The organism is Algoriphagus lutimaris (genome assembly GCF_017051705.1).
In the GTDB taxonomy this organism is placed as follows: Bacteria; Bacteroidota; Bacteroidia; order Cytophagales; family Cyclobacteriaceae; genus Algoriphagus; species Algoriphagus lutimaris.
On record NZ_JAFIDJ010000001.1, the window covers coordinates 1,640,111 to 1,660,556 of the forward strand.

17 protein-coding genes are annotated in these 20,446 nt (G+C 39.6%); 10 read left to right on the forward strand and 7 right to left on the reverse strand.

Annotation, left to right across the window (positions count from 1 at the left end):
• Positions 1-3: 3 nt before the first annotated feature.
• The 6 genes from JYB62_RS06685 to JYB62_RS06710 all read right to left on the reverse strand — a co-directional run bounded on the left by JYB62_RS06685 (position 4) and on the right by JYB62_RS06710 (position 10,212).
• Positions 4-2,217 carry a carbohydrate binding family 9 domain-containing protein gene (locus JYB62_RS06685; protein ID WP_205644635.1) on the reverse strand — a complete coding sequence of 738 codons (2,214 nt, stop codon included), beginning with the start codon at positions 2,215-2,217 and terminating at the stop codon, positions 4-6.
• 408 nt (positions 2,218-2,625) lie between these two features.
• Complete coding sequence (locus JYB62_RS06690; protein WP_205644636.1) at positions 2,626-5,799, reverse strand: efflux RND transporter permease subunit; 3,174 nt, start codon at positions 5,797-5,799, stop codon at positions 2,626-2,628.
• Positions 5,800-5,830: 31 nt separating this feature from the next.
• A complete protein-coding gene (locus tag JYB62_RS06695) occupies positions 5,831-6,946 on the reverse strand; it encodes an efflux RND transporter periplasmic adaptor subunit (protein WP_205644637.1) in 1,116 nt (371 codons plus the stop codon).
• Between the two features lie 30 nt (positions 6,947-6,976).
• Positions 6,977-8,296 (reverse strand): TolC family protein, encoded by a 1,320-nt coding sequence (locus tag JYB62_RS06700; protein ID WP_205644638.1) that lies wholly within the window; start codon positions 8,294-8,296, stop codon positions 6,977-6,979.
• Positions 8,297-8,325: 29 nt separating this feature from the next.
• Positions 8,326-8,919: a TetR/AcrR family transcriptional regulator gene (locus tag JYB62_RS06705; RefSeq protein WP_205644639.1), complete on the reverse strand. Its 594-nt coding sequence runs from the start codon at positions 8,917-8,919 to the stop codon at positions 8,326-8,328.
• Between the two features lie 147 nt (positions 8,920-9,066).
• The gene (locus JYB62_RS06710; RefSeq protein ID WP_243431454.1) at positions 9,067-10,212 is read right to left on the reverse strand and encodes an AI-2E family transporter; all 1,146 of its coding nucleotides are present in this window, start codon (positions 10,210-10,212) and stop codon (positions 9,067-9,069) included.
• 71 nt (positions 10,213-10,283) lie between these two features.
• On the opposite strand from JYB62_RS06710, the gene JYB62_RS06715 reads away from it, so the two are divergent.
• The gene (locus JYB62_RS06715; RefSeq protein ID WP_205644640.1) at positions 10,284-11,132 is read left to right on the forward strand and encodes an alpha/beta hydrolase; all 849 of its coding nucleotides are present in this window, start codon (positions 10,284-10,286) and stop codon (positions 11,130-11,132) included.
• 88 nt (positions 11,133-11,220) lie between these two features.
• A complete protein-coding gene (locus tag JYB62_RS06720; protein ID WP_205644641.1) occupies positions 11,221-12,366 on the forward strand; it encodes a 1-acyl-sn-glycerol-3-phosphate acyltransferase in 1,146 nt (381 codons plus the stop codon).
• Here JYB62_RS06720 and JYB62_RS06725 read toward each other — a convergent pair.
• On the reverse strand, positions 12,359-13,561 hold the full coding sequence (locus JYB62_RS06725) for a GAF domain-containing sensor histidine kinase (protein WP_205644642.1): 1,203 nt from the start codon (positions 13,559-13,561) through the stop codon (positions 12,359-12,361). The genes JYB62_RS06720 and JYB62_RS06725 overlap by 8 nt on opposite strands.
• A 138-nt stretch (positions 13,562-13,699) precedes the next feature.
• Here JYB62_RS06725 and JYB62_RS06730 point away from each other — a divergent pair, with 138 nt between their 5' ends.
• The 8 genes from JYB62_RS06730 to JYB62_RS06765 all read left to right on the forward strand — a co-directional run bounded on the left by JYB62_RS06730 (position 13,700) and on the right by JYB62_RS06765 (position 20,441).
• Positions 13,700-14,272, forward strand: a complete 573-nt coding sequence (locus tag JYB62_RS06730; RefSeq protein ID WP_243431455.1) for a peptidylprolyl isomerase — start codon at positions 13,700-13,702, stop codon at positions 14,270-14,272.
• Entirely contained in the window at positions 14,269-15,339 is a 1,071-nt protein-coding gene (locus JYB62_RS06735; protein ID WP_205644644.1) for a Gfo/Idh/MocA family protein, read from the forward strand. Before JYB62_RS06730 ends, JYB62_RS06735 begins: the two co-directional genes overlap by 4 nt.
• Positions 15,340-15,405: 66 nt before the next feature.
• Positions 15,406-16,161, forward strand: coding sequence for an SDR family NAD(P)-dependent oxidoreductase (locus tag JYB62_RS06740; RefSeq protein WP_205644645.1), 756 nt, complete (start codon positions 15,406-15,408; stop codon positions 16,159-16,161).
• A gap of 143 nt (positions 16,162-16,304) precedes the next feature.
• The gene (locus JYB62_RS06745) at positions 16,305-17,165 is read left to right on the forward strand and encodes a fumarylacetoacetate hydrolase family protein (protein ID WP_205644646.1); all 861 of its coding nucleotides are present in this window, start codon (positions 16,305-16,307) and stop codon (positions 17,163-17,165) included.
• The gene (locus JYB62_RS06750) at positions 17,162-17,992 is read left to right on the forward strand and encodes an amidohydrolase family protein (protein ID WP_205644647.1); all 831 of its coding nucleotides are present in this window, start codon (positions 17,162-17,164) and stop codon (positions 17,990-17,992) included. The genes JYB62_RS06745 and JYB62_RS06750 overlap by 4 nt, the downstream gene beginning before the upstream one ends.
• Positions 17,993-18,013: 21 nt before the next feature.
• Positions 18,014-18,784, forward strand: coding sequence for an L-fucose dehydrogenase (locus tag JYB62_RS06755; protein WP_205644648.1), 771 nt, complete (start codon positions 18,014-18,016; stop codon positions 18,782-18,784).
• A complete protein-coding gene (gene fucP, locus JYB62_RS06760; RefSeq protein ID WP_205644649.1) occupies positions 18,784-20,103 on the forward strand; it encodes an L-fucose:H+ symporter permease in 1,320 nt (439 codons plus the stop codon). The genes JYB62_RS06755 and fucP overlap by 1 nt, the downstream gene beginning before the upstream one ends.
• A complete protein-coding gene (locus JYB62_RS06765) occupies positions 20,100-20,441 on the forward strand; it encodes an L-rhamnose mutarotase (RefSeq protein ID WP_205644650.1) in 342 nt (113 codons plus the stop codon). The genes fucP and JYB62_RS06765 overlap by 4 nt, the downstream gene beginning before the upstream one ends.
• The last annotated feature ends 5 nt before the right edge of the window (positions 20,442-20,446 follow it).

The following is a 20,446-nucleotide window of genomic DNA, read 5'->3' on the forward strand; positions in this document are numbered from 1 at the left end:
TATCTACAGATTCAACCAATAAGTCATTTTGAAAACCAGTGCGCGAGATTTTGAGCCACCAAATTGGATAAAACCTTCTTGGTTTTCTGCGAGGTAATTATCTGTATAAACCAAGAAAATATCCGAAACGGGAGCAAATCTCCACTGCAGTCGCGAATTGATATTCACATTGTCAATTTGACTATTGTATTGTACAAAAGTAGTCCAAAACAGTTTTTTGCTGAATGTGAAGTCAAATCTCGGCCCAATTAAGAAGAGGTTTGCATCATTGTAAGGATCTGGCAACCTGATGCCATTGTATGCAAAATCGATGCTTGTAAAACCTAATGGTTGATACCGCCATTGAATACTTCCTTCCAAATTCCAACGCATCCCATTAAAATATTGTCCAGACCGCGTACTTAATTCATAGGACAATTTCTTTCTTTCATCGGACCTGTATCGAGCAATGATCAGATTTGTGGTGTATTCAGTATTTGCTGGAAGAGCAAGACCGTCGGTTCCACTTGGGTCGAAACCATTGAACAAGTAAGTGTATTGCCTACGCAAACGCATGGAGAATTCAGCAGAAGATCGCCAGGTAATATCATATAGGATGTTCATATCCCAATCAAGCAAGCCATAAGTTCCATTACCCAATACATCGAAGTCCAGCCCAGGGCCATGCCTTTGTACCCCTCCACTTGATGGAAAAAACCTTCTTCTGTAGGTCATCGCAAGCTGCTGAATATCTGTTCTTCGGACAAAACCTACTTCAGGAGCATAATTTGCACCTACCATTTGAGATCGCATATTCAGGGACCATTTCGGAACGCTGTATTCAAGTTCCATCCCCGCTGCAAAAGTGCTATCGATATTGGTCTCCCTAATATTATAATGATAGAAGATTTTACCGTTGATTTTATTGTCTGCAGAAGCGAGGTTATAATCCACTCCTACCGTTCTATCCCACTGATTGTATAAGCTATCACTATACTCCTTAGGACTTTCAAAAGTCTGCTTATTTACCAGAAAAGCTGAAATATTGGATCTGGAAAAGACTTTTTGCTGTATGGAAACCATGGAATAATTATACGAAGGCAAACTTGCCGCTTCGTTATCTGAGACTTGCATACTTAAAACCCCCAAGCGCAAATTATCATTTACTTTTCCACTGAGTCGCATTCCTAATGGAATTGCAGATTCAATATTCTGTCCTATACTTTCATCTCTGGAAACACCTATCCTCCTACTGAAAAATGGTCTGGTACCTCTCTGACCATAATCGGCAAATAGATCTGCATTTTCTAAAAAGAACTGTCTTCGCTCGGGAAAGAAAATCTCAAATCGGTCCAGGTTTGTTACCTGCTGATCAACTTCCACTTGTGAAAAGTCAGGATTTACAGTTAAGTCAAGATTTAAACCTGGAGTTAATCCATATTTCAGATCAAAGCCTGCATTGAAACCAGTCTGGGCATCTTTTCCTTCTTCCAAATTTTGATTATAGTTACCAGACACATAGGGGATAACAGAAAGGTTTTTCCCACTTCTTTTGGTGGGCTCCTCCCACTTGGCAACATTTAGCGATGCTAAATTAAAAAGTGTGAAATTTCTCTGGATAGGCGCCCAAGTTGATCTTTCTGCACTCTCGCTATCAATTCGATAAAAATTCACATTCCAATTACTTTGCCCCTCATTAAATCTGAGGGAGTTTAAAGGAATGGCGATTTCTGCCACCCAATACCCCATATACATTTTAGCTTCCCCTCTCCAGACGTTATCCCAGTCAAGACTAAATGACCTTTCTCCACTTCCTCCATTTGTAACTAACCCTTCTCTTCGAACTCCAAAAGGATTAATACCGAAAGTAAATGCGTTTGTTCTATCCTGAAAAGTGTCAAAGATGACAGTAAAGTTGTCATTTGCGGCACCTCTAAAATCTCTTCTGAGAGAAGGGGTTACATAGATTCTATCATCAGTAGCATTGTACATGATTCCCAACACATAGATGTTTTTGTCATCGTAAAGCACTTTAGCCACCGACTGGTTTACCGCCAAAGAGGAATCATAGGGGAAATATTGCATCCAATTATAGGCAGAATCAGCTGTGGCCCAAATTTCGTCAATCTCCCCATCGATAATAACCGGCACATCGATTTTCTTAAATTCTATGTCTTGGGCATACGTGCTAATGGAACATAGAACAAGTCCCAAAAAGTAGATTACTTTTTTAAACATGACACTAAACTAGTCTAATTGGAAAGCCGCTTACCTTAATTTTTTATCAGCGGTTCTCAGGTGTTTGGTATTGGGGTTAAACTTGATCTCCTAAAACAAGTTTAAATACCTCCAATATTTTATGTAAACGGTTGAGCGGTGACAATTAAATTAGCTTTTTGTTCTAGGTATGCTCGATGTTCAACCTTTCCATTTTCAATTAACAAAAATTACTTTTTTAGATTTTTGACAATAAAACCGTTTTTAATTGGGCACCTAGAAAACAATTAATAGTTGATTTTTACTAGAACAGAATAACGCAAAATCCATAGTAATGAATACACCTTTCCCTTCCTCTCAGACACAAAAAAACCTCCCGATAAGCTGCTTCTTACCGAGAGGTTACATTCATTTTAAGCCTCTTTCTAATTAATGATGCAAATGGGCGTTTGGATCATAATTGGCTTCTAATTCGGCCAAAGTTTTCTTACCATAGGCGATTTTTGTAATCACCACATACAATACTGGTACAAAGAAAATAGCGAGGAAGGTTGCCGCCATCATTCCTCCAATTACCGTCCAGCCAATGGTCTGTCTAGCCACAGCCCCTGCTCCATTTGAAATTGCCAAAGGAACTACCCCAAGGATAAATGCCAAGGAGGTCATAATGATCGGACGCAATCTCAATCTAACAGCATCTAGGGTAGCCTTGATCAGTGGCATGCCAACATCTACCCGTTCTTTTGCAAATTCCACGATCAAGATGGCGTTTTTTGCTGCCAGACCTATCAATGTAATCAGACCAATTTGGGCATACACATTATTGTCAAGTTTAGGTAGGAAGTGCAAAGCAATGATGGCTCCAAATGCTCCCAATGGCAACGCCAATAGTACTGAAAATGGTACAGACCAGCTTTCATATAAGGCAGCCAACAAAAGCGAAACCAATACAATCGCCAAGGCGAAAATTAGGATCGTCCTATTTCCTGAAGAAAGTTCCTCCCTGCTCAACCCAGAAAAATCATAGCCATAACCAGCAGGAAGTACTTCTGCGGCCACTTCCTCTAAAGCTGATAAAGCTTGACCACTACTATATCCTGGTGCAGCATTCCCATTGACTTCTGCGGAGCGGAACAAGTTGTAATGAGAAATCACGGGCGCATTTTCTACTACCTCATAATTGATCAATGCACTCAATGGAACGGATTCGCCTCCTGTGCTTCTTACATAATATTGCTCTAGGTTATTGATCCCAGCTCGGTAAGCAGTATCGGCCTGTGCAATAACCCGGAAATTTCTTCCATATCTGGTGAAATCGTTCACATAGGAACTCCCCATGAAATTAGACATGGTAATGAATATTTCAGTTAATGGAACTCCAAGCTTTTTGGCTTTCTCACGATCCACAGTAACATGATAACCAGGCGTTTTGGCGGTAAAGAAGCTATAAGCCATCGCAATTTCAGGCCGTTGATTGGCTGCTGCCAAAAACTTACCCAGTGCCGCCTCAAATTCCTTAATATCTCCCGTACTGGATCGTTGTTCCAACATAAAGCTAAATCCACCTGTCCTTCCTAACCCAGGAATTGCCGGTGGTGGCACTACTACAATATTGCCTTCAGTGATTGCTGCAAATTTTTGATTCAAGGTAGCCAACATGCCTCCCAACTGAAGAGAGGGTTCTGTTCGCTGATCCCAAGGATCCATTTGCACAAAGAAAGTAGCTGAATTCGGTTTGAAAGAGAAGTTAATCACATTCAATCCACCAATACCGGTCACGTGGTTAATTCCTTCTGTTTCAGCGAGGATTTTGTTCATTTTTTGCATGACCTCCTGAGTTCGGTTACTTGCTGCTCCCTCTGGCAACTGAAGTGTAACATACAATCTCCCCTCATCTTCTGTAGGTAAAAAACCAGTTGGTTTGGTCTGGAATAATCCGAATGTTCCTACAAAAATACATACCAGTAGAATCAGCATTAACGGTGCTTTTTTGATTGCTCCTTTCACTCCAGAAGTATAAGACTGGGTAGTTCGATCAAACCACTGATTGAACTTGAAGAAGAACTTATTCAGCCCCTTTCCTTTTTCATTGACCTCAGAAGGTTTCAACAAAAGCGTACATAATGCAGGAGTCAAACTCAATGCAACAAACGCAGAAATCAATACCGAAATAGCGATAGTTATGGCAAATTGCTGGTACATTCTACCTACAATTCCAGGGATAAATCCTACCGGAATAAACACTGCGGCCAAAATCAAGGCAATGGCAATTACTGGAGCAGTAATATCCTTCATCGCCATTCGAGTGGCTTCTTTAGCAGAAATCTTTTTGGAATCTATGTAATGCTGAACCGCTTCCACCACCACAATGGCATCATCCACCACAATACCAATCGCCAAAACGAACCCAAATAATGTTAGTGTATTAATCGTAAATCCAAGCAAGGGGAAAAATATAAAAGTACCGATAATGGATACCGGGATTGCCAGCACTGGAACCAAAGTTGCTCTCCAGCTCTGAAGAAATAAGAATACTACAATTACCACCAAAAGAAGAGCTTCTCCGAAGGTTTGAAGCACCTCATCTATAGACACTTCCACCACAGATACCGATTCGAATGGAACCGTGTATTTCATATCCGTCGGGAAAGATTTTTGAAGTTCCTCTAAAGCAGCATAAACTCCTTCTGCAGTCTCAAGCGCATTACTTCCTGGAGCTTGATAAATCAACAGAATTGCTGATTCTTCTCCATCCAAGGTGGAATATCTTCCATAATCAAATTGGCCCAATTCAATTCTGGCCACATCCCTTAAATATACCAAAGTTCCATCTTGTGGATTTGTTCTCAAGACAATATCCTCAAATTCCTCTGCTCTTTCCAATCTACCATTGACAGTAATCGGATATTCAAAAGCCTGCGAGTCAAACTGAGGCATACTTCCTACAGTACCTGCTGCTACTTGTAAGTTTTGTTCCTGAATTGCGGAGGTTACTTCCCTCGCAGAAATCCCATATAGTGCCAATTTATCCGGCTGAAGCCAGACACGCATACTGAAATCCTGTCCAATCGCGGTGATATCCCCTACTCCATTGACACGGAGTAAAGCATCTTTGATAAAAATATTCGCATAATTGGATAAGAACTTGCTATCATGAGTTCCTTTCGGTGAAGTAATACTCAATACCATCATAATGGATGGGTTCCTTTTTCGAACCACTACCCCAAGCCTACGAACAGCTTCTGGTAAGGATGGTTCTGCAATAGAAACCCTGTTTTGCACATCCAAGGTGGCAATATCAATATCTGTCCCTACTTCAAACGTAACGTCCATTTGCATTTGGCCGGTACTGGTATTGTTGGAAGAGATATAGGCCATTCCCGGAGTACCATTCACTTGGGTTTCTATAGGGGTAGCTACGGTTTGCTCTACGGTCTTGGCATCAGCACCCGTATAATTTGCCGATACTGAAACCACCGGAGGAGTGATATCGGGGTATTGGGTAACGGGTAGGTTCAGAATGGCTAAGACCCCGACCATGACGAGGACAATGGAAATAACCATTGCAGTGACAGGCCGTTTTATAAATACGTCTGATATCATTAGTTAATTAATCAAGTCGTGTAAAAAGAATTTATTGTAATTGGGCCGATTGTTCTGCGATCTGTACCCCTTCCCGTAGATTTTGGATGCCTGTAACCACTATTTTTGAGCCTTCCTGCAGTCCTCCTCTAACGACGATTTCATTGCCAACCTGGGTCCCCAATTGAACCACCTGCTGCTTTACGGTATTATCAGGTTGAACTACGTACACAAAGTATTCACCCATTTGCTCCGTCACGGATCTATAAGGAATTGTAATCTGGTCCCCAATATCCTCATTAAGTACTCTTAAATTCACAGTCATCCCAGCAATCAAATCCTGACTAGGATTAGGAAAGTTTACCCGAAGATTGATAGTACCAGATTGACGTCCCACTGCACGATCCATGGTGGTTAATGTCCCCTGATATGGATAAATACTTCCATCACTCAATTCAATAGTCATTAAAGAATCTAGCGTATCCGTTGATTTCAAAAGCCTATTGAAACGGGGAATTTCTTTTTCGTTGATCACAAAATTCAAGGCCATAGGATCAGTAGAAGACAGTGTATTCAAAAGTGGTTGTCCCGGTGAAACCTGAGCTCCTAAACGCACTTGGGAAATACCTACCCTACCATCAAAAGGAGCTTTCAAAACAGAATAACTATAGTCAGTTTTTGCAGACTCTAATTGGGCATTGGCATAGGCCATTTGAGATTTCGCATCCAAAACGGCAGTTTGTGCATGATCCAATTGTTGCTTTGCTATGGCATCTTGTTCATCCAATCTTTTATATCGCTCCAGGTCTTTCTCCAATTTATCGAGATTTGCTTTTGCACTGGCAAGATTCGCTTCCGCTTGTTGAAGTGCAGCTGCATACTTGCTTCTGTCAATCTCATAGAGATTCTGCCCTTTCTTTACTTCCTGACCATCTTTGATGTAAATATTAGTGATGTAGCCACTGATTTGAGGTCGGATTTCCACTTCATTTAAAGGAACTAAGGTAGCCGGGTAAACATCCATCGCTACAACTGGCTTTCTCTCCACTTGAACCGTTGTTACCGAAACTGCACTAGCTGGAGGAGGACCTGCCTGCTGTTTTGTACCACAGGAAAAAACTGCGAATAGCAGTGCTAAATAGGCAACTTTGCTAAAATTAGATTTCATATATATATAATTATAGATTCGCTTTTAATATTATTCGATAAGTCCCAAGGCTTTTTCTAGATCAAGCTTGCTCTCCAAAACCTGGAAAATGGCATTTAAATGATTGATCTGGGCAGTTCTTAAGTCAGTTTCTGCTACCACCAAATCCACATAGGCTTTGATCCCCTCGTCGTACTGTAATTTGATGATGTCATATACCTCCTCTGCCATCTTCATATTTTCACGGATATTTTCCCATGCATAAATGTCACTTTGATAGGTGGTCAAGGCTACCTCGTACTCAGTCTTAATTTGATTTCCTAGGTTTTCTAAATCAATAGCTCCCCTATCCATTTGAAGATCTGCTACCCGTACCCGATGATTTCTTTTACCCCCTTGGAAAATCGGCAAAGATAAGGTCAGTCCAACCAAAGAGGTGGGATAAGCCTGATTATACAGATTGGAAAACTCCTGATTGAAATACAACCAGTTGTAGCTATAGTTAGCTGATAACTGTGGCAAGTAATTCCACTTTTCATAGCTAAACTGGATTTCATTTAAGGTCTGCTGGGTCTGCATCAACTGATACTCTACCCTGTTTTCCAAAACCAATGGTTCAAAAGCATCCATATAGATTTCAGATAGCATCTGCTCTCGGTCAAAACTCACCGTAAACTCGAATTCCTCCGGACAGCCCATCAACTGTTTGAGATAGGCATACCTAGCATCAAAAGAAGTTTGAACCCTATTTCTGACACTCATCTCATTGGATAAGGAAATACTGGCCCTTTGGTAATCTGTTTTATCTACCAAACCTGATTCATATCTGTTTTTGGCATCCTTCAATTGCTTTTCTAACCTCCCAATATTTTCATTTAATACATTGAGTTGCTCTTCCGCCAAAAGGATATCATAATAAGCCTTACTTACCTCCACAATAGTTGTAATCCGGGTATTTTTAATGGCTTTGTCAAGCTGATCCCGGTAGTATTTAGATGACTTGGAAGCAAACAATTGATCTCTATTAAATAAAGTTTGATTCACCTGGAACATCAGATTGGAATTCCAAGGCTGACCAAAAGTGATCAATTGGTCCCCGATCACAGAGGTCTGAAGTTTAATGTTATAATTCCCCGCACCAGAAAGAGTAACCTGAGGATACCAATCCGCCAAACTTGCCTTGATTTCATGGTCCCCTATCTCCTGATCTATTTGTGATTGCTTTACCATTGGACTATTCACCAAGGAATATTCTAAAATTTCCTTCAAGGTTAATTCTCCTTGAGGAATTGGAGGGTTCTCTTGTGCATAGCCAGATGTCGAAAGGAGTAAAACTCCCATCACGACAAGCAGAACATACTTTTTAAACATAGAATTGATAATTGAATAAAATTTACTTCCTAAAAAACTTTGGGCTTATCATCTTTTATACCCTCCCAAATGAGCTTGGAAATTTCCTCCAAGTCCACATTGTTACGGGCAAGTTTTGCTTTGAAGTTATTTTTGATCTTCACTACTGAGTTGATATTCGAATTGACTAAAATGGCGAGGATCGTTGGGTTCATGTTTTTGATGGCTCCCTGATCTATTCCAGACTGAAAAAATCCAAAAGACCACTCATGCCAGACATTGGGAAATTGCTGTGAACTCTCAGAATTAAAAGGAGAATTTAAGAATTGATCATAAAACCCGTGTTGTGCGGGGTTTAATTCATAAAATCTGGTGTAGTTTTTCCAATAATTGAAAAACCTACTTTTAAAATCCAAGGTCTCATCGTCTCTATCAGAAACATAGGCCTTGATGTTTTGAGAGACATATTCATAAATCCCCAAAATCAATTCTTCTTTGCTTTCGAAATAGGTATAAATTGATCCTGCCGCCACACCGGCATTCTTAGCTACTTTACTAATAGGGCTTCCATGAAAGCCTTGCTCATTGATTAATTCAAGAGCACTTTCAAGAATGCATTTTCTTTTGTTGAGTAAATTTTCCATGACTGAATGAACGTTCAATCACACCTAGAAGAAATAAGTTCCTTCTTATTTCAAAAAATTTCAATTTTTAAATCTATTTCTAAAAAAGCGACCGAATATCCGCAAACACTTCTCATTAAAGAGCCGGAAATGAATATCCCTCAAAAATTACTTCTTATTGGATTTGCTGAAATTCTTTTTGATCAGTTTCCAAAAATTCTCACTTTCTTCAGAAATGGTAATTTCATCACCCAATAAAAACCCATAGGCTTTTAAATTCTCATTTTTTTCCAAGGTGATTTTCAATACCCCTACCAGCGGAATAAACAATATCATCCCAGATATTCCCCAAACCCATCCTCCAAATAAAATTGCCAAAACCACTGCCAAGGCATTTACCTTGACTTCTGAGCCTACTACCAATGGCGTGATTAGGTTATTTTCAATCAATTGAATTCCCCATAACACAAAGAAAGTAATCAATGGAAAGGCCAAAGAATCAGTGGTAAGAAAAACATAGAGAATGGCAAATAAGGAACTGATAAACACCCCCACATAAGGGATTAAATTCATCAAGGCTACAAATACAGCAAATAATAAAAAGTATTTAACGCCAATTAGATAGAAAAATAATCCGGACATCAACGCTACAATTGCGGTTACTTTCAGCATTCCCGCCAAATAAAACTGAATTACCCTACCGGAATCTTTTGCCCAGTTGATGATCTTTTCATTGGAGTCTTTGGATTTTCTGATCAAAAACTCCACAAAAAAATCTTTATAATACATCAATAAAAAGATGTAAAGCGGAATAATCCCTGCCAATACAATGGATTTTCCAGTAGCAAAAATGGTCTTATTCAGACTACTAAAATCAAATATTCCCACCTTATCAAGCAAATCATTGGAATTTAACTCAACCCCGAAAAGATCTTGCAAATCACTCAAATAGGTTTCTACTCGGGAATTAAAGGCACTTCCAATTTCCGGAATATCGCTGATCAGCCCAATTACTTGGTTAAGCAATAAATAAAAAACACTGAATGCCAATAAACTAACCACTAGAATACTACTTAAAATCGCTAATCCCCTGGGAATCCTTTTCTTCTCTATCCAACTAGACAAGGGATTTAAGGCAAAAGCGAAAAACACTCCCCAAACTAAGGGCACGATAATAAATGAGCCCTCCTTAAGGAGAATAAAACCCAAGACCAATACGATCAGAAGGTTTGCAATATTTTGAAGGTTTTCGTTTTTCATGTTGATAGATGAAAGATAAACAAAATCAAATCCCAAGAAAATGACTATTGTCATGATCAACCCGATTTTAATTTTAGAATTATCTCTAATTTGTAGGCCGAAATTACCCAAACCCCTGATTCACTATGAAGAAGTTGTTGTTCGTTTTGTCCTTCCTACCTTCTTTGGTATTTGCCCAGGCGACTGTGGACACCATTGAGGTTTATAGTCAGGCCATGAAGAAAACTCTAAAGGCTGCAGTAACCACTCCTTCAGGATATTCAAACTCCGAAAAGCTTCCAGTTCTTTATTTACTTCATGGAGGAAGTGGTGCTTTTGACGATTGGCATAAAAAGATAACAGAACCAGGAATCGTCAATAAAATGGCCGAAAAATATAATCTGATCATTGTGACTCCTGGGGTAGGCCCTGCAAGCTATTATTATGATAGCCCAATGATGGATTCCGTTCAATACGAAACCTATATCACAAAAGAGCTCATTCCTGAAATAGACAAAAATTACCATACAATAGCTAAAAAAGAGTCTAGAGCTATAACCGGTTTGTCTATGGGAGGTCATGGAGCAATGATGCTCAGTGCCAAACATCCTGAATTATTTATCGCTGCAGGGAGCATGAGTGGGGTAATGAATATTGACACCCGACTCTGGAAAGTCCCAGAGAGTTTTCAAAATTTGAGACAATCTCAACAAAAAGCTATGCTTGGAGAAGATTTGATGTATGACTCCCCCTATTCCATCTATACCGCTGTTGGCTTAGTTAATAAAATGAAAGACAATGGAATTGCGCTGATTATCGATATTGGAGTAGATGATTTCTTGATAGAAACAAATAGACAAATGCATCAATTGCTATTGGAAAACGGAACCCCCCATGATTATACAGAAAGGCCTGGTGCTCATACGTGGGAATACTGGACTGAAGCACTTCCCTATCATTTATTGTTTATCTCTAAACATCTGAAATGGGAATAATTAGCTTGATGGTTAAAAATCATTTAGCGATTATTCTTCAAAAATTGACCTAAATTTTGCTTTTTGCAATCTCACTCGCCCTTGTACTATGTCAAATTTTGATTCTATCAGGCCATTTTACGATGCAGAAGCCAATGCTGCCATTCGAGAAATAGTGGATGATCCCATGCTGGAGGCCATGATGAATTTCACCTTTCCTTCAGATTCAAAAGAACATTGGAAAGACCTGATGTTACATACCCATTCTTTAAGGGATTTTCAAATCAACTTTATTTACCCTGGAGTAAAAAAAGTGCTTGAAAAAAGTTCTGATGGGCTTAGTATCGGTGGTTTCGAGCAATTGGAACCCAATACGGCATATTTATTTATTTCCAACCACCGGGACATTATTCTCGACACCTCTTTACTTAATGCCTGTCTTTACGAGAATGGGTTGGTCTTAACTACTTCAGCTATTGGAGACAATTTGATCAAAAAGAAATTCTTGCATACGCTTTCTAGACTCAATAGAAATTTTGCTATCAAAAGAGGACTTCAAGGAAGAGCTTTACTGGAAAGTTCTCAATTGGCCTCTGCATATATTAAAAAGTCATTGGTTCATGAAAACAGGTCTGTTTGGACCGCACAAAGAGAAGGAAGAACCAAGGATGGAAATGATGCTACCCACCGAGGTGTATTGAAAATGCTCACCTTAGCCGAAGATGGTAATGACCCTTTTGCCTACTTCGAAAAAATCAAAGTTGTTCCGATCTCAATATCCTACGAATACGATCCAACAGACATTTTGAAAATGCCTGAGCTGCTGGCAAAGTCAAGAGATGAAAAATATATAAAGAGCGAAAATGAGGACTTCTTAAATCTTTTAAGAGGAATCATGGGTACCAAAAAGAGAATTCACATTCAAGTCAATGGTATTTTAGACCAGGAGATTGCCGAAATTTCAAAAACTGATCTCAACTTAGGTGAAAAGCTTTCCCAGTTAGCGGCGGTGATAGATCAAAAAATTTGGTCTGGGTATAAACTTTGGCCAAGTAACTACATTGCCCATGATCTCTTATACGGAGATGAAGAGTACCTTTCTTTTTATACTCCGGAGGAAAAAAATGCATTTGAAAAAAGGTTGGTTGAAAAGGTAGATACCAAGAATACATTGATGGTTAAAAATTTCCTTGCCATGTATGCCAATCCAGTCAATAATCAAAGGAAAAGCCTGGAATCAAACTCGGTTAATTAAAACTGATTTTAATTGTAAACTCAGTCCCTTTTCCTACTTCAGATTGAATGGACATTTCTCCATGTAGATATTTCACCAACTTTCTAACCATATTCACTCCAAAACCAAAACCTTTCTCTCCAGAAGTTCCCAGTTCGGTGACTACTTCATTAGAAAGTAACTGAATAATCTTTTCCTGAGACATGCCCATGCCGGAATCCCTCACTTTTATTTCCAACATCATTTTATTAGACTCTAGTTTTAAATCCAATAAGATGCATATAGAACCACTGGAGGGAGTGAATTTAATTGAGTTTGAAACTAAGTTCCCGACAATTTGCATCAATTTAGCCTTTGGGAAAGGCACATATTGATTTTCTTCATTCAAAATTACCTGAAGGTCAATTTCTTTAAGAATTGCCTGAGGAGTGAACATGTCCAAAATTTTCGTTCGAAAGGATTTTAGATTAAGTTGATAATCTTCGAGTACCGTGGACCGGCGTTGGGAAGTATCATTGTGCTGTTCCAAAATTTCATCAGCAAGATCCATCATGGATTTACTACTCTTTTCTATCAATCCCATGTATTCCAACACTTCCTCTGGATCATTACCTCTCCCTTGGCTTATGATTATTTCAGCAAGCCCCATAATTCCACCCAATGGTCCTCGAATATCATGGGCAAGCTTTCTTTGACTTTGGTGTAGTCCCCCAATTTGAACTTCCAAATCTTGAATCTTGCTATTCACTTTCAAACGATCAACAATTTGCCTAGCGATCATTTTAAGCAGTTCTCTTTTTTCCTGACTAACCTGCTTCAACTCGACATCCATCACACAAAGTGATCCGAGGTTATACCCTTCCGAAGTTTTCAGAGGAACTCCCAGATAATAAGTCAGATTTGGGTTCTCTGTAACATACTTCTTTTCTTTGAAGCGCTCATCTAATCTTAAATCATCAACTTCGAAAAATTCACCTTCCTCATTTCCAAGTGTATATTGGCATACGGAATCTTCTCTAGGCATTTGAGTTAATTCCATACCCACAGAGGCAATACTCCATTGAGTATAGGAATCTATCAAATTAACCAACGAAACTTGGGTACCGGCCACAGATGCAGCCATTTCAGCCAGCCATTCAATCCCATGCTTGGCATCGTAATAATCTAAATCCAAGTTGCTTAAGGCTAAAATTCTTTCCAACTCATTGTCTAGCATTAACTTTTGGTTATCCAAAGCAGGAATTATATTAGTTAAAACATTGAAAACAGATCAAAATGCCCCATTTTCATATCTAGATTTATTGCAACGCTTAATTTTCATCTTGAAATGTTCATTAAAAATCAACACTGCCTTTTGACTTTACTATTAGTTTGTATTGTTTGTTCCTTATCTTTTAGTCAATCCTCAAAGAAGGTACCTTTAGGAGAGATTAAGACTCCCTATGGGAAAATTTTAATTTCCCTTGCAGATCAAACTCCTAACCATCGTGATAGTTTCATAGAATTGGCAAGCGCAGGCTATTGGGACACACTCACTTTCAATCGGGTTATTCCAAATTTTGTCAATCAAGGGGGATGCCCAGATACTGAAGAAGGGTTTAATGATCCAGAATATTTACTAGCTCCGGAAATCACTCCAGAACTTACTCATGTTTATGGTGCTGTTGGTTCAGGAAGAGATGGAAATCCAGAAAAAATCAGTGCTCGTTGTCAATTTTACATTATTCAAAATCCGGAAGGAGTCCATCGACTAGATGGAGATTACACGGTATTCGGTCAGGTAGTTCAAGGTATGGATGTAGTGGAAACCATCGCACATCTAGATACCGATGACAAAGATGAACCATTGAAGCCGGTTACCATGAAAATTAAAATCAAATACTTCTCTCCCTCAAAAATCGAAAAACTTAAAAATTCAAATCCATGAAACCCATAAAAATATTAGTGGTAGGATGCGGAAACATGGGAGCTTCTCATGCCGCCGCCTATCACCAATTTCCTGAGTTTGAAATTTGCGGATTGGTCGCCAGAGGAAGCAGTAAAGAAAAGCTCAATCAAAAATTGCAAGCAGCATATCCTCTCTTTGAAGATTTTGAATCTGCATTGGAAAAAACTTCGCCAGATGCTGTTTGCATCAGCACCTATCCTGACACCCATGAAGAATTTGCTTTGGCTGCTTTGGAAGCTGATTGCCATGTTTTTATTGAAAAACCATTAGCAGATACTGTATTGGGTTGTGAAAAGATCATTGCCAAAGCAAAGGAAAAGAACAAAAAGGTGGTGGTAGGATATATCTTGAGACATCATCCTTCCTGGATTAGATTTATAGAAGAAGCCCAAAAAATGGGAAAACCCTTGGTGATGCGTATGAACCTGAATCAGCAAAGCCAAGGCTATATGTGGGAGGTCCACAAAAACCTCATGAAAAGCCTAAGTCCCATTGTGGATTGTGGAGTGCATTACATTGATGTAATGTGCCAAATGACCCGTTCTAAGCCAATATCTGTATCCGCAATCGGTGCCCGCTTAACCGATGCCATTGCCACTGACAATTACAATTATGGTCAACTACAAATCCGCTTTGAAGATGGTTCTGTTGGATGGTATGAAGCAGGTTGGGGTCCTATGGTCAGCGAAACAGCTTTCTTTGTCAAAGATGTTTTTGGTCCTAAAGGATCGGTTTCTATTACTGCCAAAGAAGCGGGATCATCTGGGAAATCTGATGATGTAGATAGCCATACCAAAACAGAATCCATTCGGGTCCACCATGCCGACATCAATACAGAAAACAAGTTTATTAAAAAAGATGAATGGATTGATATGAAGGATGAACCTGGGCATCAAGAGCTTTGTAACCGAGAGCAGTCTTTCTTTTTGAAATCTATTAGGGATGACCTTAATTTGGATGATCATTTGGATGATGCCCTGAACAGTTTAAAGATCGCTTTTGCTTGCGATGAATCAGTAAAGACCGGTGAAACAGTAAAACTGTAGCTTAAAATCAAAAGTTATTGCGGTTGGTTAAAAGCGACATTATCTTAATTTTTTTTTATAAAAATCATGAAAAATAAAACCATAGTAATAACCGGAGGAGCCAGTGGTATAGGATTGGCAATGGTGAAAAAATTTGCTTCGGAGGGAAGTTCCGTGTATTTCTTGGATCTCAACGAAGCTGGAGAAGCCATCAGTAAAGAACTTACTGCCGAGGGAAAAACTACCACATTTATCAAATGTAACTTAGCATCCTTCTCAGAAACCGACAATGCGATTAAAAGCATTCCTGGAAAAATCGATGTGCTCATCAATAATGCTGGAATTTCCCATATTGGAAAAGTTGAAAACACCTCGGAAGAAGACTTTGACAAAGTATTTCAAGTCAATGTAAAGGGCATGTTTAACTGTACCAAAGCGGCCTTACCTAAGTTGAAAGAAAATGGTGGTGGGTCTATTTTAAACATGGCTTCTGTTGCTGCTACTATCGGGATTCCGGACCGATTCGCCTATTCCATGACTAAAGGAGCCGCTTATTCCATGACTTTAAGTATTGCCCGAGATTATGTAGCGGATGGTATTAGATGCAATTGCTTATCTCCAGGAAGAGTCCATACTCCTTTTGTGGATGGATTTTTAGCTAAAAACTATCCGGGTCAGGAAAAAGAAATGTTTGAAAAACTTTCTGCAACCCAACCAATAGGAAGAATGGCTACTCCAGAAGAAATTGCCAACCTAGCCTATTTTGTGAGTTCCGATGCCGGTAGCTTTATTACAGGTACCAATATCCCAATTGACGGAGGGTTTTTAGGACTTAAAATGTAAAATAAATTGATTTACATTCTTGATTTAGGAATATAGACTATTAACCAACCGATTAAATGGCATTCGTTCATTATCCTAAATCTTGATACTAATTCTACACACTCAATTCAAAATACCATATACAAAATTCTAGACACTAGATTATGAAACTGATACGATTTGGAGAAGCTGGTCAAGAAAAGCCAGGAATTATAGATGAAGAAGGAAACTACCTAGATTGTTCTGGCTTCCTTGAAGATTGGAACGAGCAATTCTTTGCCGAAAATGGGCTCGATAGATTGGACGCTTGGTTAGAAGCAAACCTCGATACCTTAAATAAAATCCCAGAAGGTAGTAGAATTGCCTCTCCTGTTGCCAGACCTTCCAAAATTGTTTGCATTGGATTAAACTACAGGAAACATGCCATTGAATCAGGTATGCCGGTTCCCGAAATACCAATCATCTTTATGAAAGCTACTTCTTCCCTATGCGGACCATTTGATCCAATTTATATTCCAAAAAATTCGGTTGCTACTGACTGGGAAGTTGAATTGGCGGTAGTGATTGGAAAAAGAGCCAAATATGTCAGCAAGGAAAATGCAATGGATTATGTAGCAGGTTATTGCTTACATAATGATGTCAGTGAAAGAGATTTTCAGCTTCGACACGGTGGACAATGGGTAAAAGGAAAAAGTGCAGACAATTTTGCTCCTCTAGGTCCTTTTATGGCTACCAAAACTGAGATTCCCGATCCTCATAATTTGAGACTTTGGTTGAAACTTAATGGAGAAACGATTCAGGACAGCAATACTTCTGACTTGGTATTTGATATTCCAACCCTTATCGAACACCTAAGTCAATACATGACTTTATTGCCTGGAGATGTGATCTCTACCGGAACTCCTGCAGGGGTAGGTCTAGGATTTGACCCACCAAGGTATTTGGCTGAAGGAGATGTAGTAGAGCTAGGAATCGATGGATTGGGCGTTTCCAGGCAAGTGGCAGTCAATGATCCGGAAGCATGAGAATAGATGCTCACCAGCATTTCTGGAAGTATAATCCACAAAAACATCAGTGGATCAATGATGATATGAAGGTCATCCAGAAGAATTTTCTTCCAGAGGACCTGATTCCTCTACTTTCCCAACATCAGCTTGATGGCTGTGTGGCTGTTCAGGCTGATGAAAGTTTTTATGAAACCGCATTTTTAATTGATTTAGCAGAAAAGTTCAAAGAAATAAAAGCAGTGGTAGGTTGGGCTGATTTAGGTAGTGATGCCTTGGACAAGGATCTTGATCAGTTTTCCAAACACAAAAAGCTTAAAGGATACCGGGAAGTTTTACAAGACAAGCCGGTGGAATACATGCTTAGAAAAGAGTATATCCGTGGTATTGAGAAAATAGGAAAGCGAGGATATACTTATGATATTCTAATCTTTCCTAATCAACTGGAAGCCACCCTGCAATTTTTGAAACGAAGTCCAGAGCAACCATTTGTCATTGACCATCTGGCTAAACCTAATATTAAGCTGGGAATCTGGAGAGAATGGAAAAAGGAACTGTCCCCTATCGCAGAGCGGGAATATGTTTCCTGCAAACTATCTGGTATGGTCACCGAGGCGGACTGGAAAGCATGGAAACCCAATGATTTTGAAAACTATATGGAGATTGTTTTGGAGACTTTTGGTCCCAAGAGATTGATGTTTGGTTCTGACTGGCCAGTTTGTTTGGTCGCTGCAGAATATGAACAAGTATTTGAATTGGTAGATCGTTTTACCGACAAGCTTTCACCTTCTGAGAAAAAATTAATTATGGGTGAAAATGCAGTAGATTTTTACGGGATAAAAGAATAATATAGATTAATAAAACCCAAAATGGATTTAAATCTTAAAGATAAAGTCATCATCATCAGTGGAGGTGCCAAAGGAATTGGAGGAGCAATTTCCAATGGTTTGATTGATGAAGGAGCGATCCCGATTATTATTGACCCTTCCATTGAAGAAGGAGAGTTGATTTTAGAACGAGCCCCCATGAAAGCCCTTCAAATTCCCATCAGACTTCAGGAGGCTAGTGATGCCGAAAAGGCAGTAAAGTTGACGATTGAGAAGTTTGGAAGGATAGACGGCCTGGTCAATAATGCCGGCGCCAACGATAGCGTGGGCTTAGAAAATGGTTCTCCAAAGGCATTTGCCAACTCAGTTTCCAAAAACCTATTCCACTATTACCAAATGGCCCATTATGCGCTTCCTCATCTGAAAAAAACGCAAGGAGCCATTGTGAATATCAGTAGTAAGACTGCGGTAACAGGCCAGGGAGGAACTTCCGGTTATACCGCTGCCAAAGGAGCGCAATTGTCCCTGACCCGAGAATGGGCAGTGGAATTATTGAAATATAAAATCAGAGTCAATGCGGTAATTCCTGCTGAAGTTTATACTCCCCTTTATCAAAACTGGATTCAAACTTTCGATAATCCAGAACAGAAGCTTGCGGACATTACTAAAAATATTCCTTTAGGAAATAGAATGACTACACCGGAGGAAATCGCTGCCATGAGCATTTTCTTACTTTCTGACAAAGCCTCCCACATAACAGGACAACATCTGTTTGTGGATGGAGGATATACGCACCTTGATCGATCTCTTTAATGAACAACCCAACCCAAAAACCTGCTCTTGTCCCCAAAAATTTAATTCTTCCATTCATTCTGATTACCTCCCTCTTTGCCTTGTGGGGGTTTGCCAATGACATCACCAATCCCATGGTGGCTGCATTTAAAAGAGTATTGGAATTGAATAACACCCAGGCATCTTGGGTGCAAATGGCATTTTATGGAGGCTACTTTACCATGGCCCTTCCTGCTGCCTTTTTCATTAAAAAATACTCCTACAAAACAGGAATTCTACTTGGACTAGGTCTGTATGGATTCGGAGCCCTCCTATTTTACCCAGCAGCAGCTTGGGAAAGTTATGGTTTCTTCTTAGCCTCCTTATACATCTTGACCTTTGGCTTGGCTTTTTTAGAGACCACTGCCAACCCCTATATTTTGGCAATGGGACCAGAAGCCACCGCTACCCAACGATTGAACTTAGCCCAGGCCTTTAACCCTATGGGAGCTTTGGCAGGCTTATTTGTAGCCAAGCAATTCATCCTGAATGCCCTCCAATCCAATGAAACAGATGCGGATGGGAATATCATCTTCACCACCTTGGATGAATCTGCTAAGGCCGTGATTAGAACTGCAGATTTGATGGTCATACGAAATCCTTATGTGATGCTTGGATTGGTGGTTTTGGCCATTTTAGTCATTATCGCCTTGGCCAAAATGCCCGAAAGTAAAGACGCTAACAACCGAATTGACTTTGCTGCTACCATGAAAAGGTTATTGGCCAAAAGGAATTTTGTGGAAGGAACTTTTGCACAGATGTTTTATGTAGGTGCTCAGATTATGGTTTGGACCTATATCTACCAATATGCTGAAGTATTAGGGATTTCCAATGCTTCTGCAGTGAATTACGGGTATTCGGCATTGGTGGTATTTTTAATTGGGAGATGGATTTGCACCTACTTATTTAAGTTTTTTGCTCCGGCAAAGTTACTAGCCATTTTCTCTGTATTAGCCATCCTATTTACAGCTGGAGCCATATTCCTTCCCGGAATGTTAGGATTATATAATTTGGTGGCGATTTCCTTTGCCATGTCCTTGATGTTCCCAACAATTTATGGAATCGCTTTAGAAGGTCTTGGTGAAGACTCCAAATTTGCTGCTGCCTTTTTGGTAATGGCGATTGTAGGTGGTGCCATCATGCCCACCCTACAAGGAATGATTATGGACATAGGAGGAGCAGGTTACGATGACACCCTTATTTTAGGGGTACCTGAGGTCAATTTCTCCTTTATTCTGCCTTTAATCTGTTTTGTATTTGTAGGATTGTTTAGTATTCGAGTAAAATCTTCTGCCCAATGAAAACCCAAACATTTGTGCTGATCTGTGACCTAAAAAATGAAGAAGAAGCCATTCAAGCCTACGTAGCATGTCATAAGGCAGTGGCTCCAGAAATCATTGAGAGTATTCGGGTTGCTGGAGTCTTGCAAATGAGTATTTACCGTTGGCAGAACAGGTTGACCATGATATTGGTGGGTGACAAGGATTTCTCTTTCGAAAAGAAGGCAAAACTAGATGAGAGCAATCCAAAAGTGCAGGAATGGGAGACCTTCCTTGGACAATATCAGACCAATCTCCCAGGTACTCCGGCTAATTGGAGATGGGCGATTACTGAGAAAATTTTTGAGTTTAAAGTCTAAAATAA